15 protein-coding genes are annotated in these 13806 nt (G+C 42.0%); all 15 read right to left on the minus strand.

Annotation, left to right across the window (positions count from 1 at the left end; translation table 11 throughout):
• Positions 1-3: 3 nt before the first annotated feature.
• The 15 genes from ACYH0L_RS09985 to mgsA all read right to left on the minus strand — a co-directional run bounded on the left by ACYH0L_RS09985 (position 4) and on the right by mgsA (position 13794).
• Positions 4-513: a YpoC family protein gene (locus ACYH0L_RS09985; protein ID WP_256498726.1), complete on the minus strand. Its 510-nt coding sequence runs from the start codon at positions 511-513 to the stop codon at positions 4-6.
• Positions 510-1172: an endonuclease III gene (gene nth / locus ACYH0L_RS09990; protein WP_099728055.1), complete on the minus strand. Its 663-nt coding sequence runs from the start codon at positions 1170-1172 to the stop codon at positions 510-512. Before nth ends, ACYH0L_RS09985 begins: the two co-directional genes overlap by 4 nt.
• Before the next feature lie 17 nt (positions 1173-1189).
• Complete coding sequence (locus ACYH0L_RS09995) at positions 1190-1894, minus strand: DnaD domain-containing protein (protein ID WP_099728056.1); 705 nt, start codon at positions 1892-1894, stop codon at positions 1190-1192.
• 98 nt (positions 1895-1992) lie between these two features.
• Positions 1993-3285: an asparagine--tRNA ligase gene (gene asnS, locus ACYH0L_RS10000; RefSeq protein WP_180275540.1), complete on the minus strand. Its 1293-nt coding sequence runs from the start codon at positions 3283-3285 to the stop codon at positions 1993-1995.
• A 115-nt stretch (positions 3286-3400) separates the two neighbouring features.
• Positions 3401-3886 (minus strand): cell wall elongation/penicillin-binding protein regulator TseB, encoded by a 486-nt coding sequence (tseB, locus tag ACYH0L_RS10005; protein WP_256498728.1) that lies wholly within the window; start codon positions 3884-3886, stop codon positions 3401-3403.
• Between the two features lie 12 nt (positions 3887-3898).
• Positions 3899-4069 (minus strand): YpmA family protein, encoded by a 171-nt coding sequence (locus ACYH0L_RS10010; protein ID WP_099728059.1) that lies wholly within the window; start codon positions 4067-4069, stop codon positions 3899-3901.
• 132 nt (positions 4070-4201) lie between these two features.
• Positions 4202-6994: an ATP-dependent DNA helicase DinG gene (dinG, locus tag ACYH0L_RS10015; RefSeq protein ID WP_099728060.1), complete on the minus strand. Its 2793-nt coding sequence runs from the start codon at positions 6992-6994 to the stop codon at positions 4202-4204.
• A gap of 113 nt (positions 6995-7107) precedes the next feature.
• Positions 7108-7491: an aspartate 1-decarboxylase gene (gene panD, locus ACYH0L_RS10020; RefSeq protein ID WP_024422780.1), complete on the minus strand. Its 384-nt coding sequence runs from the start codon at positions 7489-7491 to the stop codon at positions 7108-7110.
• On the minus strand, positions 7484-8350 hold the full coding sequence (panC, locus tag ACYH0L_RS10025) for a pantoate--beta-alanine ligase (RefSeq protein WP_230030319.1): 867 nt from the start codon (positions 8348-8350) through the stop codon (positions 7484-7486). Before panC ends, panD begins: the two co-directional genes overlap by 8 nt.
• Complete coding sequence (panB, locus tag ACYH0L_RS10030; RefSeq protein WP_230030320.1) at positions 8347-9186, minus strand: 3-methyl-2-oxobutanoate hydroxymethyltransferase; 840 nt, start codon at positions 9184-9186, stop codon at positions 8347-8349. Before panB ends, panC begins: the two co-directional genes overlap by 4 nt.
• Positions 9187-9384: 198 nt before the next feature.
• Positions 9385-10368, minus strand: coding sequence for a biotin--[acetyl-CoA-carboxylase] ligase (locus tag ACYH0L_RS10035; RefSeq protein ID WP_256498729.1), 984 nt, complete (start codon positions 10366-10368; stop codon positions 9385-9387).
• Positions 10341-11543, minus strand: coding sequence for a CCA tRNA nucleotidyltransferase (locus ACYH0L_RS10040; RefSeq protein WP_482354002.1), 1203 nt, complete (start codon positions 11541-11543; stop codon positions 10341-10343). Before ACYH0L_RS10040 ends, ACYH0L_RS10035 begins: the two co-directional genes overlap by 28 nt.
• Positions 11536-12681 (minus strand): N-acetyl-alpha-D-glucosaminyl L-malate synthase BshA, encoded by a 1146-nt coding sequence (bshA, locus tag ACYH0L_RS10045; RefSeq protein WP_230030323.1) that lies wholly within the window; start codon positions 12679-12681, stop codon positions 11536-11538. Before bshA ends, ACYH0L_RS10040 begins: the two co-directional genes overlap by 8 nt.
• Positions 12678-13388 (minus strand): bacillithiol biosynthesis deacetylase BshB1, encoded by a 711-nt coding sequence (gene bshB1, locus ACYH0L_RS10050; protein WP_099728067.1) that lies wholly within the window; start codon positions 13386-13388, stop codon positions 12678-12680. Before bshB1 ends, bshA begins: the two co-directional genes overlap by 4 nt.
• Entirely contained in the window at positions 13375-13794 is a 420-nt protein-coding gene (gene mgsA / locus ACYH0L_RS10055; protein ID WP_256498731.1) for a methylglyoxal synthase, read from the minus strand. The genes bshB1 and mgsA overlap by 14 nt, the downstream gene beginning before the upstream one ends.
• Positions 13795-13806 lie beyond the last annotated feature (12 nt).

Consider the following 13806-nt stretch of genomic DNA (forward strand, 5'->3'; position numbering starts at 1 on the left):
TTTTTAACGTTGTTGTTTTAACTTTTTGAGTGCTTCGTATTTTCCATACTGCTTTTTTAATTCTGTATAAAGCTCGTCCAGTTGAATAAAGCAGTGATATTGAGTAGGCTTCAGTAAAATGAACTCTAATCGTTCCGTCCAATTAATAGGAGCAACAGGAAATGTTTCTTGTTTGATGTCTTCCCATTCGAGCGTTTGAAGCCTCTCCCCTTTGATCCAGTAAAACATCGCAACCATACTGACGATTCCTTGCAGCATATCATCCTCTTCACAGCGGGATTTTCTTGTTTGAAAACGAGGAAGCATTTTTTCTTTTAATTCATTCCATAGTTCGAACATCACAGGAATAAATTCTTCTGTTTTCTTCCACGGAAGCTCGCCTGTTAAAGGCTCTGAAGAGAGATCAAATGCGAGTGGATTGGCTCTAAGTATATCCATTCGTTCGCCTTTTATCGCTATCTTTTTCTCTTTTAGCTTTTCGACATATGAGGTGAATACAGCTGACCCGCTCATGCCAGCTTCACCAGTCCTTTTTTCAGCCTCTTCTGTCCTTCTCTACACATATCAAGAAGCGGACAGGACTCGCACTGCGGCCGCTGCGCCTTGCAATGATATCTGCCAAAAAAGATCAGGCGGTGATGCGTCACAGACCAATCTTCTTTTGGCACCTTTTTCATTAGGGTTTGCTCTACTTCAAGAACAGAATCCTTCCACCGGCAAATCCCAAGGCGCTTGCTGACTCGTTCTACGTGTGTGTCTACAGCAATGGCCGGCACTCCAAAAGCGACAGATACGACGACATTTGCCGTTTTTCGGCCAACACCAGGAAGCTTGACAAGCTCATCCCGGTCCTTTGGCACTTCACCGCCATATTCTTCAATCAGCATTTTGCTCAATTTTTGAATATTTTTCGCCTTATTCCGATAAAGGCCAATTGAGCGAATATCTTGCTGCAATTCTTCAAGCGGTACACTTAAGTAGTCTTCTGGTGTTTTATATTTTTGAAATAAAGTTTTGGTCACTTTGTTCACAAGTACGTCTGTACATTGAGCGGAGAGTGCGACAGCGATCACAAGTTCAAACGGATTTGAATGAACAAGCTCACACTCAGCCTCTGGAAACATATCTCCTATAATATCTAAGCACTCATTGATTTGTTTTTTTGATAACATGCCTTCTCCTTTATTGGTTATTGTTCCAGCCAATTATAAAAAGGAACTTGTCGTTTATAAGATGAAGTCTCTTCTTTTGAAGGTGTGGCTTTTTGCTGTGAACGGAAATGCTGGCTATGCTCTTTCGCTTCTTCCGCTGTTTTCAGCCCTTTCTTTTTCCACTCAAATAAAATTCGATCGATATAACGGAAATTTAATTTCCCTGATAAAACCGCTTCTCTAAGTGCTAAACGAATCATCGCCGCATCATGATGATCTTGATCCATCCAGATAGAGAGTGTTTCTCCTTCAAGAGGAGACAGCGGTCTGCCGAATTCATCTTCAAATAGTGCATATAAAGACTTTTCAGCCTGCACATGATTCTTTTGTGCTTCTTTCGCCTGTTTTGCTTCTAAAAAGTCATACAGCACGCCCCATAAAGGCTCTACTGAATACCGGTCATGCTGAATACCTGATCTGTCTTCAAACGGCTGAATCGAAATAAACCCCTTTTGGATTAAATGCTGCACCATATACGCACACTCTTCAGCAGAAATGGTCATGCCATGAGAAAGCTCTTCAAATGTTTGAAAGAAAACGCCTTGTTCTTCATTCATTTTAATCTTTAGCATCACCATCATTTGTGATTCATTCAGTCCTAACTGCTCATAATGAGCAATCAGCAAATTAGGCAAACTTGTCGAACCCATTTGCTGCATATTAATAAATTGCTGCCTATTCATCGGATACACCTCTTCACTTTAAGTATATCACGTTTTATTTCACGTGCCCTCCTAAAAAGACGTTTGAAAAAGCCTCCATATGTTGGAGGCTTTACGTCTTAAGGATATAAACGGTTTAATAATCTTGGGAATGGAATGGTTTCACGCACATGCGGCGCTCCGCTAATCCAAGCAACTGTTCGTTCAAGTCCAAGACCAAAACCTGAATGCGGGACAGAACCGTATTGTCTTAATTCTGTGTACCATTTGTAAGTTTCTTGATCTAACCCGTGTTCTTTTAGTCTTGCTTCAAGCAGCTCAAGATCATGAACACGCTCAGAGCCGCCGATAATCTCTCCGTAGCCTTCTGGTGCAATTAAGTCTGCACAAAGGACTACGTCATCACGGTCTTGTGCTGGCTGCATATAAAACGGTTTTAATGAAGTTGGGTAATGAGTGATAAACACTGGTTTATCATAGCTTTCGGCGATTGCTGTTTCATGAGGCGCTCCGAAGTCATCTCCCCATTCAATATCATCAAATCCTTTATCCTGTAAGAATTTGACCGCTTCATCATAAGTGATGCGCGGGAATGGTGCTTTGATATTTTCTAATTTAGCTGTATCACGGCCAAGTGTGTGCAGCTCCACTTTACAGTTTTCGAGTACACTTTGAACAACGTGAGACACATAATTTTCTTGATACTCAAGGTTTTCATTAAATTCTACAAAAGCCATCTCAGGCTCGATCATCCAAAACTCGATTAAATGGCGTTTTGTTTTAGATTTTTCAGCTCTAAATGTTGGGCCAAATGAGAATACTTTTCCGAGTGCCATCGCAGCAGCTTCCATGTAAAGCTGTCCACTTTGAGAAAGGTACGCATCTTCATCAAAATATTTAGTAGCAAACAGCTCAGTTGTTCCTTCAGGTGCACTTCCTGTTAAAATGGGCGGATCCACTTTCACGAAGCCTTCTTGATGGAAAAACTCATATGTAGCACGAATAATCTCATTACGGATTTTCATAATGGCATGCTGTTTTTTTGAACGAAGCCATAAATGACGGTGATCCATTAAGAATTCTGTCCCGTGCTCTTTTGGTGTAATTGGGTAATCAGTTGCTTCGTGAATCACTTCAATGGATTTCACTTGTAATTCAAAACCAAGTGGTGAACGCTCATCTTTTGTCACTTGTCCTGTCACATAGACAGATGTTTCTTGTGTGACTGATTTCGCAAGCTTAAAGACATCCTCTTCCACTTCTGCTTTTACAACGACTCCTTGAATAAAGCCTGTCCCGTCACGCAGCTGCAAGAATGCAATTTTTCCGCTTGAACGTTTATTGGCAATCCAGGCGCCGATTGTTACTTCTTCATCGACGTGTTTGAACACTTGATTAATAGTTGTTTTCAACATATTTCCCTCCAAAGCCAGAAAGAAACTCACCTTTTTAATAGGTGTGATTCTTTTTTCATACATTTTATTATAACCGTTCTAAATCAGCATGGTCAACGCAAGACAGGAGAAACTACGGTGTTAAATTTTTTTCCACTCGTCCTGTTGTAAAATCGACATAGCTGAAGCTATATTGGTTGTTCTCATTTAAGTACGTCACTTCCCAAAGGAGTACGTCACCTTCTCTTGCTAATTTGACATCCTTTACCTTAGAAACGGTGTTCTCCTTTTGAACAGCTTGTACTGCTTGGTTTGAGGTAATGCCTTCTTTTGCTTTTTTTTCGATCACTTTTTCTTTTTTGCTGGCAGGTACCCACACATAGGTCGTTTCATTTTGTTTGTTTTTCCCTTCAACAATAAATTGTTTTTCTTTCCCAACAAAGGTTTCCACTTGCTCGACCTGTACTATTTTTGCTTGTTCTTTTGCTCGTTCAATCGCTGCCTCATGACCTTGTTCTTTTTGCCCCATGGCAATCTGATAAATCCATGCAAAGCTGATGATGCCAATGAGTAAAACGAGAGCCACAACGGACGAAATAATCCAGACTATTCTTTTCATGTCAAGCTTCCCCTATGTGCGATATATTGTAAATATCGCTTGATTTTGATCTTCTTGATCTAATGCTAACCCAAACATCAGATCTTCTCTTTTCAGCGTTCTGTTCAACAAATCAACGATTTTGTATAGGTCTTCTGAATGCTGAATGTGAACAGTTGAAAGTACCTCTATTTTACTTTCCACTTCTAATTCCTCCTCGGTACGTAAATATTGTTAGTCATACTTTTCTGCGCGGGAACCGATACTATTTTTACAACGGAACACAAAAAGCCGTTACGATAAATTAACTCCAAACCCACACCAGCTAAAGGCCGCTTATGACAGCGGCTTTTCGTTGTTTAGCTTCTCTATATACGCCGCAAGTGATTCCTTTGACATCTCATGGACAGGTGCATGAGGAAGTGATTCTAAAAAGAGTTTTCCATATGAAGCGGTTTTCACTCGGCGGTCTAAGATCAGCAATGTACCTATGTCCTTTTCAGAGCGAAGCAGGCGTCCTGCGCCTTGCTTGAAGGTTAAGACAGCTTCTGGAAGAGCAACGGCTTTAAACGGATTCTTCCCTTGTTTTTTAGCTGCTTCGCATTTTGCTTCAATGAGCGGTGAATCAGGCGGCCGGAAAGGAAGACGTGCCATAATGACAGTCGTCAGCTCAGAGCCTGGAAAATCGACTCCCTCCCAAAAACTACCCGTACCAAGTAAAATGGCTTGCTTTGCTAATTTGAACATTTTCGTCAATTTCACAGGGCTTCCACCTGTCAGACCTTGAGCAAACAGGGCTGATTGCATGCCTCCTGTTCTCAGCTCTTCATACACTGCTTTTAACATTTCATGTGAATTAAACAAGACCAATATCTTCGCTTTATGCTGCTTTTCCATGATCTTAATATATCCTGCTGCTTGCTTCACATAGTCTCGTTCATCACGGTTTGTAATTGGCGGCATGTCAGCCGGTACAATAACCTTGAGCTGTTTTTCAAGTTCAAAAGGTGAATCAATTTGGACAAGGTGCGGGTAAAAATCTTGCAGGCCAAATCGCTCTAAGCAATAATCAAAGCGATGGTTGACTGTGAGTGTTCCTGATGTGAGAACCACACTTTTTTTGTTCATAAAAAATCGATCAGCCAAAAGCTCCCCTGTATCTAGCGGCTGTGCATGCATAAAGACAGCATTTTTGGCACCCTTTGCATCAATTTCTATCCAAACCGTTTCATCGTTTTTCGGTTCAAAAATAAACCGGTACAGCGTACTGCAAAATGTATGCATAAACGACATGACTTGATCGTATTCCTCTGCTTCAAAGGCAAAGTGTTCTGTCAGCTGATCACTTTTATGAAGAAGCTCGTTTTTTTGCTGCTCATACAGCTTCTCACAAGCAATTAACAAGGAACAAAGCTTACTTGCTGTCTCTTTAATCCGTTTCCACTGAGCATGCTTTGAATGATGACGTACTCTATAAATGAGACGATTGATGTCTGCTTTTGGTTTTGTCCTTTTGACAAAAGAATGCACTGTGCTAAAGAAAGCGTCACTTTCCATTTGAAGCTGATTGAGATATTCATCCATTTCGATAAAGGTATCTGTCGATAAACCTGCACCGTGAAATCTCTTTTTCAGTTTCTTTAACAGTCCGCCTTGTAAGGAGCCAATCTGTGTTAATTTCGCATGAAGCTGGATATAAGATGCATTGTCCCCTAGTGTTTCATTGGCTGTTTTCTCAAATTGATGGGCTTCGTCAATCACATATACGTCTGCATGCTGAAAGATAGACGATGCCTCGGTTTGTGATAAGAGCAGGCGGTGATTCGTTAAAATTAAATCAGCTGTTTTTGCTCTTCTTTTGGCGCGTTCATAAAAGCAATATTCTTTAAAGCGGCGCTTTTTCGATGTAAACGGCATGTGCACACAGGAAATTCGATCTTTTATATTTGCAGCACCTGACGGTAAATTCAGTTCAGATAAATCACCCGTCTCTGTTACAAGGAGCCACATTAATATTTGCGCTTTTGTTAAGACAACATCATAGTTATCATCTTCCTCATGGAGTACGTGCTCAAACTTATCTAAACAAATATAATGTGCTCGTCCTTTGAATACACAGGCAGCTGGCTCAAATGGGAGCAATTGATTTAAAAGCGGCACATCACGCTGAAGCATTTGCTGCTGCAAAAGAATGGAATATGTACTAATAATGACAGGTTTTCCTGATTTCTTTGCCTCTAAAGCAGCTGGAATGAGATAAGCCAGTGTTTTCCCGATTCCTGGTGCCGCTTCAATTATAGCGTAGGCCCTTTCATGAAACACGTCTCTGACTTTATTCATCATCGTGAGCTGGCCTTCTCTTACTTCATAGCCTTCTAACGTTTGCGGAAGCTTCTCTTTTATCTCCTCAAACAGCTTTTCGTCGTCTGCGCCTACTGAATGTGTCGTATCATTTGTGCGATTGGTCACATCTTTTACAGCAAAAGAGCCGACTTCCACCAAAGAATCTTCCTGACTAGAATGACTCGTTTCAAGCTGCTTAATTAAAAGTCCAATATCACTTAAAAGATATGAGGATAATCTGCGCAGCTGCTTTAACACATTTGGCGGTGTATGTTTTAATTGGTGTAACAAGGTTAAAAATAACATGGCAGTAACTTCCGCATCACTATCCGCTCGGTGCGGGTGGTCATGTGGAAGCATGAGCTCTTCACTTAATTCAGTTAACTTGTAACCTTCAAGCTCAGGATAAAGAATTCTAGAAATCTCAACCGTATCAATCGCTAGCACATCCAGCTCATTTTTCCCGCATGCTTTTAGTTCATCATTTAAAAAGTTCAAGTCAAAATGAACATTGTGCGCAACAAAATAAGCGCCATGTATGAGGTCATACACCTCTTGGGCAATATCCTCAAAAAACACCGCATCGTCAACCATGTGCTGCTGAATGCCTGTCAGCTGTTCAATAAATCCAGGGATCGCCTTCCCTGGGTTCACATATTTTGAATACCGTTCGACAATTTGTCCATTTTCAATGACCACCGCAGCAATTTGAATGATTTTATCACCCTTCTTTGGTGAATTCCCGGTGGTTTCAATATCAACGACAACAAACCTTTGATCGGTCATAAAATGGACACCTCAATTCCTCGTTCCACTCGAAGTGAAACACGCTCTGGGCAATATAACTGAAACAGAACAGCTTCTTTTCATGAAACTGTCCTGTTTACATGTAGCGTGCGTTATAAAATCGTTCTCGCAGGCTCTTGCCCAATCATTTGTTCAATTTGATTTTGTTTATTTAACACGACCACTTTGGGTGTATGTGTCTTTGCTTCTTCTTCTGACAACATCCCATAAGCGATAATGATGACTTCATCCCCTGGCTGAACCAATCTCGCTGCCGCACCATTTAGACAGATGACACCGCTTTTTCTTTCACCAGGAATAATATATGTTTCAAGTCTCGCTCCATTGTGATTATTGACAATTTGCACTTTCTCATTTGCCATCATGCCTGCCGCATCAAGTAAATCTTCATCAATTGTAATACTGCCTACATAATGTAAGTTTGCTTCTGTCACAGTCGCTTTATGGAGTTTAGAGGTCATAAAGGTTCTATACATGTTTTTCACCGCTTTCAGGAACATGGAAAATCACATTATCAATCAGTCTTGCGCGTGAGAATTTCACTGCAATCGCAATAATGACCTTACCTGCTAGTTGTTCAAGTGGTTCTAGTTGTGGATATGAGTAGATCTCAATATAATCAATTTCTCCACTTGTTTGAAGAAGCTCCTCTTCAACCATCTGATACATACGATGTAAATCACGTTCACCTTTTTCAACAGCTGCCTGTCCTTTTTTTAATGCCCGGTATAGAGCGGGTGCTTCTTGTCTTTCTGTTTCAGACAAATAGACATTCCTTGAGCTTTTTGCTAAACCGTCTTCTTCTCGAACCGTTGGAACAGACACAAGGTGAAGGTCGAAGAAGAAATCCTTGATCATCGCATCGATCACAGCGACTTGCTGTGCATCCTTTAGACCAAAGTATACATTTGTTGGTGAAACAAGATGAAATAGCTTTGTGAGCACAGTGACAACGCCGTCAAAATGCCCTGGGCGTTTCTTCCCGCATAAGACATCTGTCCGTTTTTGAACCGTCATCGTAATTGATGGTTCATTTTGATACATTTCCTTCACATCAGGTGTAAATAAAATATCCACTCCTGCTTCTTCTGCAAGGCGCTGATCTCTTTTGATATCCCTTGGATACGATTCAAAGTCTTCGTTCGGTCCAAATTGCAAAGGATTGACAAAAATGCTCATCACCACGATGTCATTTTGATCTCTTGCCTCTTTCGCCAAAGTCAGATGCCCTTCATGAAGAAAGCCCATCGTTGGTACAAAGCCAATGGAATACTGCTTTTCTTGATGCTGCTTGATCAGTTCTTTTAGCTCATGAATATGGGTGACAACGTTCATTTTTTGATTCCCCCATATAAACCATCAAGGACTTCTTCTTTGATATGAAATGTGTGCGTGTCCTCTGGAAATGTACGTGCTTTTACTTCTTTCGTATATTGAATGAGCGCTTCTTCTAGTACAGCATCAATTTGCGCGTATTGTTTCACAAATTTAGGTGTTCTAGACACCCCGTATCCTACCACATCATGGTAAACGAGAACTTGTCCGTCTGCCTCAGCTCCTGCACCAATTCCAATGACAGGGATCTTCAGCATGTCGCTAATGCGTTTTGTCAATTCACCAGGTACGCATTCTAGCACAAGTGCAATTGCACCTGCTTCCTCACATTTCAGGCTATCTTCAATCAATTTTTGAGCACTCTCGTGGTCTTTCCCCTGTACTTTATACCCGCCAAGCACACCAACTGATTGAGGTGTGAGGCCTAAATGACTGACAACAGGAATTCCGCCTCTTGTTAAAGCCTGAATGGATTCAAACACGCCATCTCCGCCTTCTAGCTTTAAGGCATCAGTACCGCTTTCTTGCATCATCCGTGCTGCGTTTTTCATCGTTTCTTCTAATGAATAATGATAAGACATAAATGGCATATCGGTCACAATAAATGTGTCTTTTGCGCCTCTTTTGACTGCTTTTGTGTGATGGATCATATCATCCATCGTGACTTGTACTGTGGAATCAAGACCAAGTACAACCATCCCAAGTGAGTCACCAACTAAAATCATGTCGACTTCCGCTTTTTCCGCTTGTTTTGCAGCTGGATAGTCGTATGCTGTCAGCATCACAATCGGTTCGTTTTGTTCTTTCATTTTGAAAAAATCTAGTTTTGTCTTCATTTGTTCCTCCTCATTCTGGAGAGGAGATGGCTTGCCTCGCATCACATGTTCTTTTCTCTCATGCGCGGCGAATCATCCCTCTGTCCAAGTCCCTTAGGATCAAGGCAGAAATTGATCAAATTTTTCTTCCTAACAGGTACAGTTCTTTTACAGATACTGCCCACACGAAGTATATCAAAAATGCACCGGGTGTTCCACTTAAGTTGACTTGATCTCTATGTCTGCGGAATAGATTTTTTGGATACCATCCGCCGTTTCCAGTAATAAGACACCTTCATCATTGATTCCGATTGCCGTTCCATTATATTGCCCATTGACGGTGCGTGCGACAATACGTTTACCGATGGTCATCGCAAACGATTCCCATAATTGTTTGATCGGGGCAAATCCATGCTTCATATAATCGTCATACCTTTTTTCAAAGGTAGACATGATGTTTTGAATCAGTGCAGCTCGATCTACTTTTTCATTCAGTTCCATTCGCAAACTTGTGGCGATATCCTTTAATTCATCAGGAAAGTCATCAGCTGTTTGGTTCACATTAATGCCTGGACCAATAATCACCGCGTGAACCTGGTCAGCTTCTGCTTTTAATTCAGTTAGAATGCCAACAACTTTCTTTCCGTTTAACAGAATATCATTTGGCCATTTAATCGATGGACTGAGTCCTGTTTGATGTGCGATTGCTTCTGTGATGGCTACAGATGCTAAAAGCGTCATTTGCGGCGCTTTGTGCAGTGGAATTTCAGGCCGGATGATCAAACTCATCCAAATGCCTGTCCCATTTGGTGAATGCCACATTCTTTGAAGGCGCCCTTTTCCGCTTGTCTGATGATCACTGACAACAAGCGTGCCGTGGGGCGCTCCTTCATTGACAAGGTCATGGGCAATCAGCTGAGTTGAAGCGACTTCTTCTTGAAAGTAAATGTGCCTGCCAAAACCCTCTGTTTCCAGACCAAAAAGAATTTCATCCTCACTAATTTTGTCCGGTTTACGAAGCAGGCGGTATCCTTTTCTCCTGACGGCTTCTACCTCATAGCCCTCTTTTCGCAAATCCTCTATATGCTTCCATACAGCCGTTCGGGAGCAGCCAAGCTCATCACATATTTGCTGGCTCGAGACAAAATCTTGATCAGATGTTGTAAATAGTTCAATTAATCGTTTTCTAATTGCTGATCGCATGCTATGAGCCACTCCTCTATGGCTTCTTTTCGGTTTTCCAAACGGTTTTGCAGAACCGCTTTTTTCACGACATGAAGCTCTTCCGCAATCCATTTACCGGATGCCTTCTGCCGAAAGGCCATTAAATCTTTTCCTGAAACAGCAAGGTCTTGGAGCTTTTTAATAGGCAGCGTATCGTATGAATGCTTCGCCGCCTCCAGCTCGTCAAAGAAAATGCGGCGCTCATGTTTTAACTGCGTGATTTTCAAACTAGATAATAGCACGTGTTCACCAGCTTCAAACATCTTCTCCGCATCCCAGTCACAATCGACGTATTGGCTCATGGCCACAGCGTCTTTCAATAGCTTTATTGACAGCTTCCATTCTTTTAAGAGGGACACAGCCTCCGTCTCATCTAGACCAAGCAAATGAATGAAAGCGCCCCATACCTCTTCTAGTCCATCCAGTAAATAATACGGGAATGCTTGGAAAGATTCATTGAGCCTATCCTTTTGGAGGCCTGGCAATTCTTCATACAATTTGGTTGAAATGAGAACCTTGATGGCCTGCTCACAATAGCGCCCTTTTAAAAGTTTCTCCATTTCAATCTTTTTGCGCTCAACAGATATGTTGGCAAGCAGGTGCTTATCTTTTTTCATCGCATCAGCCGTCTCAGCAGCGAGCTCAAAACCGAGCTGGCTTAAAAAACGGACGGCTCTCATCATGCGAAGCGCATCTTCTTCAAAGCGGCAAGCGGGATCGCCAACGGTTTGAATTCGTTTCCGCTCAATATCCTGTTTGCCCCCTACATGGTCAATGATCTCGCCATTTATATCCATGGCCATCGCGTTGATCGTTAAATCTCTTCTTAAAAGATCTTCCTTCAAGGATGTGATAAACGCCACTTCTTTCGGTCTGCGAAAATCTTCATATTCTGATTCAGTTCGAAACGTCGTCACCTCATAGCTGACCCCATCATGTAAAACAATGACTGTGCCATGCTCCTTGCCAACATCAACTGTTTTTTCAAATAAAGACTCCACCGTATCAGGCGTTGCATCTGTCGCAATATCGATATCCCCGATTTCTCGACCTAAAAGAACATCTCTCACCGCTCCGCCGACAAAGTAAGCCTGATAACCATGTTCGTGCAGTGTATGTAAAATAGGGATCGCATGTGTGAATGGTTCATTCATCTTCATCATCACCTTCGATCAATTCTAGGTAAAGCGCTTCATATTCTCTCACAATTTTTTCAGAAGAGAAATTGGTCTGAACACTAGACTGGGCTGCCATTGACACTTGCTCATGGAGCGCTTTGTCCTTGAGTAACGACACTGCATGATTTGCTGCTCCGTCTATATCGCCGAGCGGGACAAGAAATCCTGTCTCTCCATGTGCAATGACCTCTGGAATTCCGCCAACATCTGTTGCTATACAAGGGACACCGCAGGCCATTGCTTCAAGAAGTACAAGCCCAAAGCTCTCCTTCTCAGAAAGCAGCAGCTTCAAATCACTAATTGAATAAAGCTCCTCTACCTTCTCTTGCTTTCCTAAAAACAACACGCGGTCAATTAGTCCCAGCTTTTTCACGAGTTCGCATACGACCGACTTTTCAGGACCATCGCCAATCAGCAGCAGCTTTGCATCCACCTGGTTAGAAATCTTTTTAAAGACATGAATCACATCATGCACACGCTTTACCTTTCGGAAGTTCGATACATGGATGATGACCTTTTCGTCCTGCATGAGGCCATAATGTTTCTTCAGCACTTCGTGATCTTCACGCAAATACACACGCTCATCGACGAAATTATGGATCGTATCGATTTTTTTATCCGGTTTAATCAGATCATACGTCTGTGCAGCTAATGATTGCGACACAGCTGTTACGCGATCCGATGATTCGATGGCAAACCGAATCACTTCCTTTAATGATGGATCATAGCCTAAAACCGTAATATCTGTCCCGTGAAGCGTGGTCACGACTTTCACTGTGTGTCCCGTCATTTGCTTGGCTAAGAACGCACAGACGGCGTGCGGGACCGCATAATGCGCGTGAATAATATCGAGCTTCTCTCGTTTTGCGACTTCCGCCAATTTACTTGCTAGTGCAAGGTCATAAGGTGGATATTGAAAAACAGCATATTGATTGACATCCACCTCATGAAAATAAATATTCGGATACACTTTATTGAGTCTAAACGGAATGCTTGAGGTAATGAAATGAACATCGTGCCCTTTTTCAGCTAAACGTTTTCCAAGCTCTGTGGCAATAATGCCCGAACCGCCAACACTTGGGTAACAAGTGATTCCGATCTTCAGTTTTTTCATAATGACCCCCCAAGTAAGTCATCATCCATCAAAAGTGGTTTCTTTGTCAAAAACCCTTCTGCATAAGCTTTATTGACTTCCCTTCCATACATAGACTCTCTCATTTTGACAAAATCAATATAACCATTCACAAGAGGTGTCTCCACTGAATTTGGCGATTTGACAAATTGGCTTTTATACGCATGTAAGCTATCGATTTTTTGGTGCATCTCACTAGAAATATCGATCACAAAATCTGGACGATGTTGGCCGTTAATCATGTAATAATACATCTGGCTTATTTTATGCGCTGGCTGCTTGTATGAATCTTCAAATTTATGTATACCTGCAGAAAAAGCCGCCTCTTCTACAAGTGAACCCGCATGACCATGATCAGGATGTCGATCTTGGTGGTGCGGAGCAAAAATAAGTGTTGGTTTGTATGTTCGAATGACACCCGCAATTTCCTTCATCGCTTCGTCATTCAGGTAGAGCCCTCTATCTGGCAGCGTGAGCTGAATTCGAGTCGTCACGCCTAAAATAGCGGCGGCTGCTTTTGCCTCTTCTTTGCGGCTCTCTACCGTTCCATTCGATGATAATTCAGCCTGGGTCAAGTCGCAAATTCCGACACGCGCCCCTTTTTTTACGTATTTTGCAATCGTTCCGCCCATTCCGATTTCAACATCATCGCTATGGGCACCGAATGCAAGGATATCAAGTCGTTTCATTTGTTCCTCCGTTTTTTGCTACATCTCGAAAGTTAAACGTACCTTTATTTAAATTCCTGACTAAAATTTCCGCTGTACCCATATTGGTGGCTAATGGAATGGCATACACATCGCAAAGCCGGATAAGTGCAGATACATCCGGTTCATGCGGCTGCGCGGTTAGCGGGTCTCTAAAAAAGAGCACAAGATCCATTGCATTATCAGCAATCAAGGCACCAATCTGCTGATCTCCTCCAAGTGGTCCTGATTGGAAACGATGAATGGGAAGCCCCGTCGCTTCTTTCACTCTCAAACCTGTTGTCCCTGTTGCATAAAGTGTATGATCTTCCAAAATATCACGGTACGCAATGACGAACTGAATCATGTCACTTTTTTTCTTATCGTGAGCGATTAAAGCAATGTTCATCAGGAATTCACT

It is taken from the genome of Bacillus sp. MC1252 (genome assembly GCF_056838025.1).

Coding starts and splice junctions, on each gene's coding strand:
- mgsA (WP_256498731.1), bottom strand. CDS start 13,794: ATGAACATTGCTTTAATCGCTCACGATAAGAAAAAAAGTGACATGATT.
- nth (WP_099728055.1), bottom strand. CDS start 1,172: ATGTTATCAAAAAAACAAATCAATGAGTGCTTAGATATTATAGGAGAT.
- ACYH0L_RS09995 (WP_099728056.1), bottom strand. CDS start 1,894: ATGAATAGGCAGCAATTTATTAATATGCAGCAAATGGGTTCGACAAGT.
- bshA (WP_230030323.1), bottom strand. CDS start 12,681: ATGAAAAAACTGAAGATCGGAATCACTTGTTACCCAAGTGTTGGCGGT.
- dinG (WP_099728060.1), bottom strand. CDS start 6,994: ATGACCGATCAAAGGTTTGTTGTCGTTGATATTGAAACCACCGGGAAT.
- ACYH0L_RS10040 (WP_482354002.1), bottom strand. CDS start 11,543: ATGAATGAACCATTCACACATGCGATCCCTATTTTACATACACTGCAC.
- ACYH0L_RS09985 (WP_256498726.1), bottom strand. CDS start 513: ATGAGCGGGTCAGCTGTATTCACCTCATATGTCGAAAAGCTAAAAGAG.
- panD (WP_024422780.1), bottom strand. CDS start 7,491: ATGTATAGAACCTTTATGACCTCTAAACTCCATAAAGCGACTGTGACA.
- ACYH0L_RS10035 (WP_256498729.1), bottom strand. CDS start 10,368: ATGCGATCAGCAATTAGAAAACGATTAATTGAACTATTTACAACATCT.
- tseB (WP_256498728.1), bottom strand. CDS start 3,886: ATGAAAAGAATAGTCTGGATTATTTCGTCCGTTGTGGCTCTCGTTTTA.
- panB (WP_230030320.1), bottom strand. CDS start 9,186: ATGAAGACAAAACTAGATTTTTTCAAAATGAAAGAACAAAACGAACCG.
- panC (WP_230030319.1), bottom strand. CDS start 8,350: ATGAACGTTGTCACCCATATTCATGAGCTAAAAGAACTGATCAAGCAG.
- bshB1 (WP_099728067.1), bottom strand. CDS start 13,388: ATGAAACGACTTGATATCCTTGCATTCGGTGCCCATAGCGATGATGTT.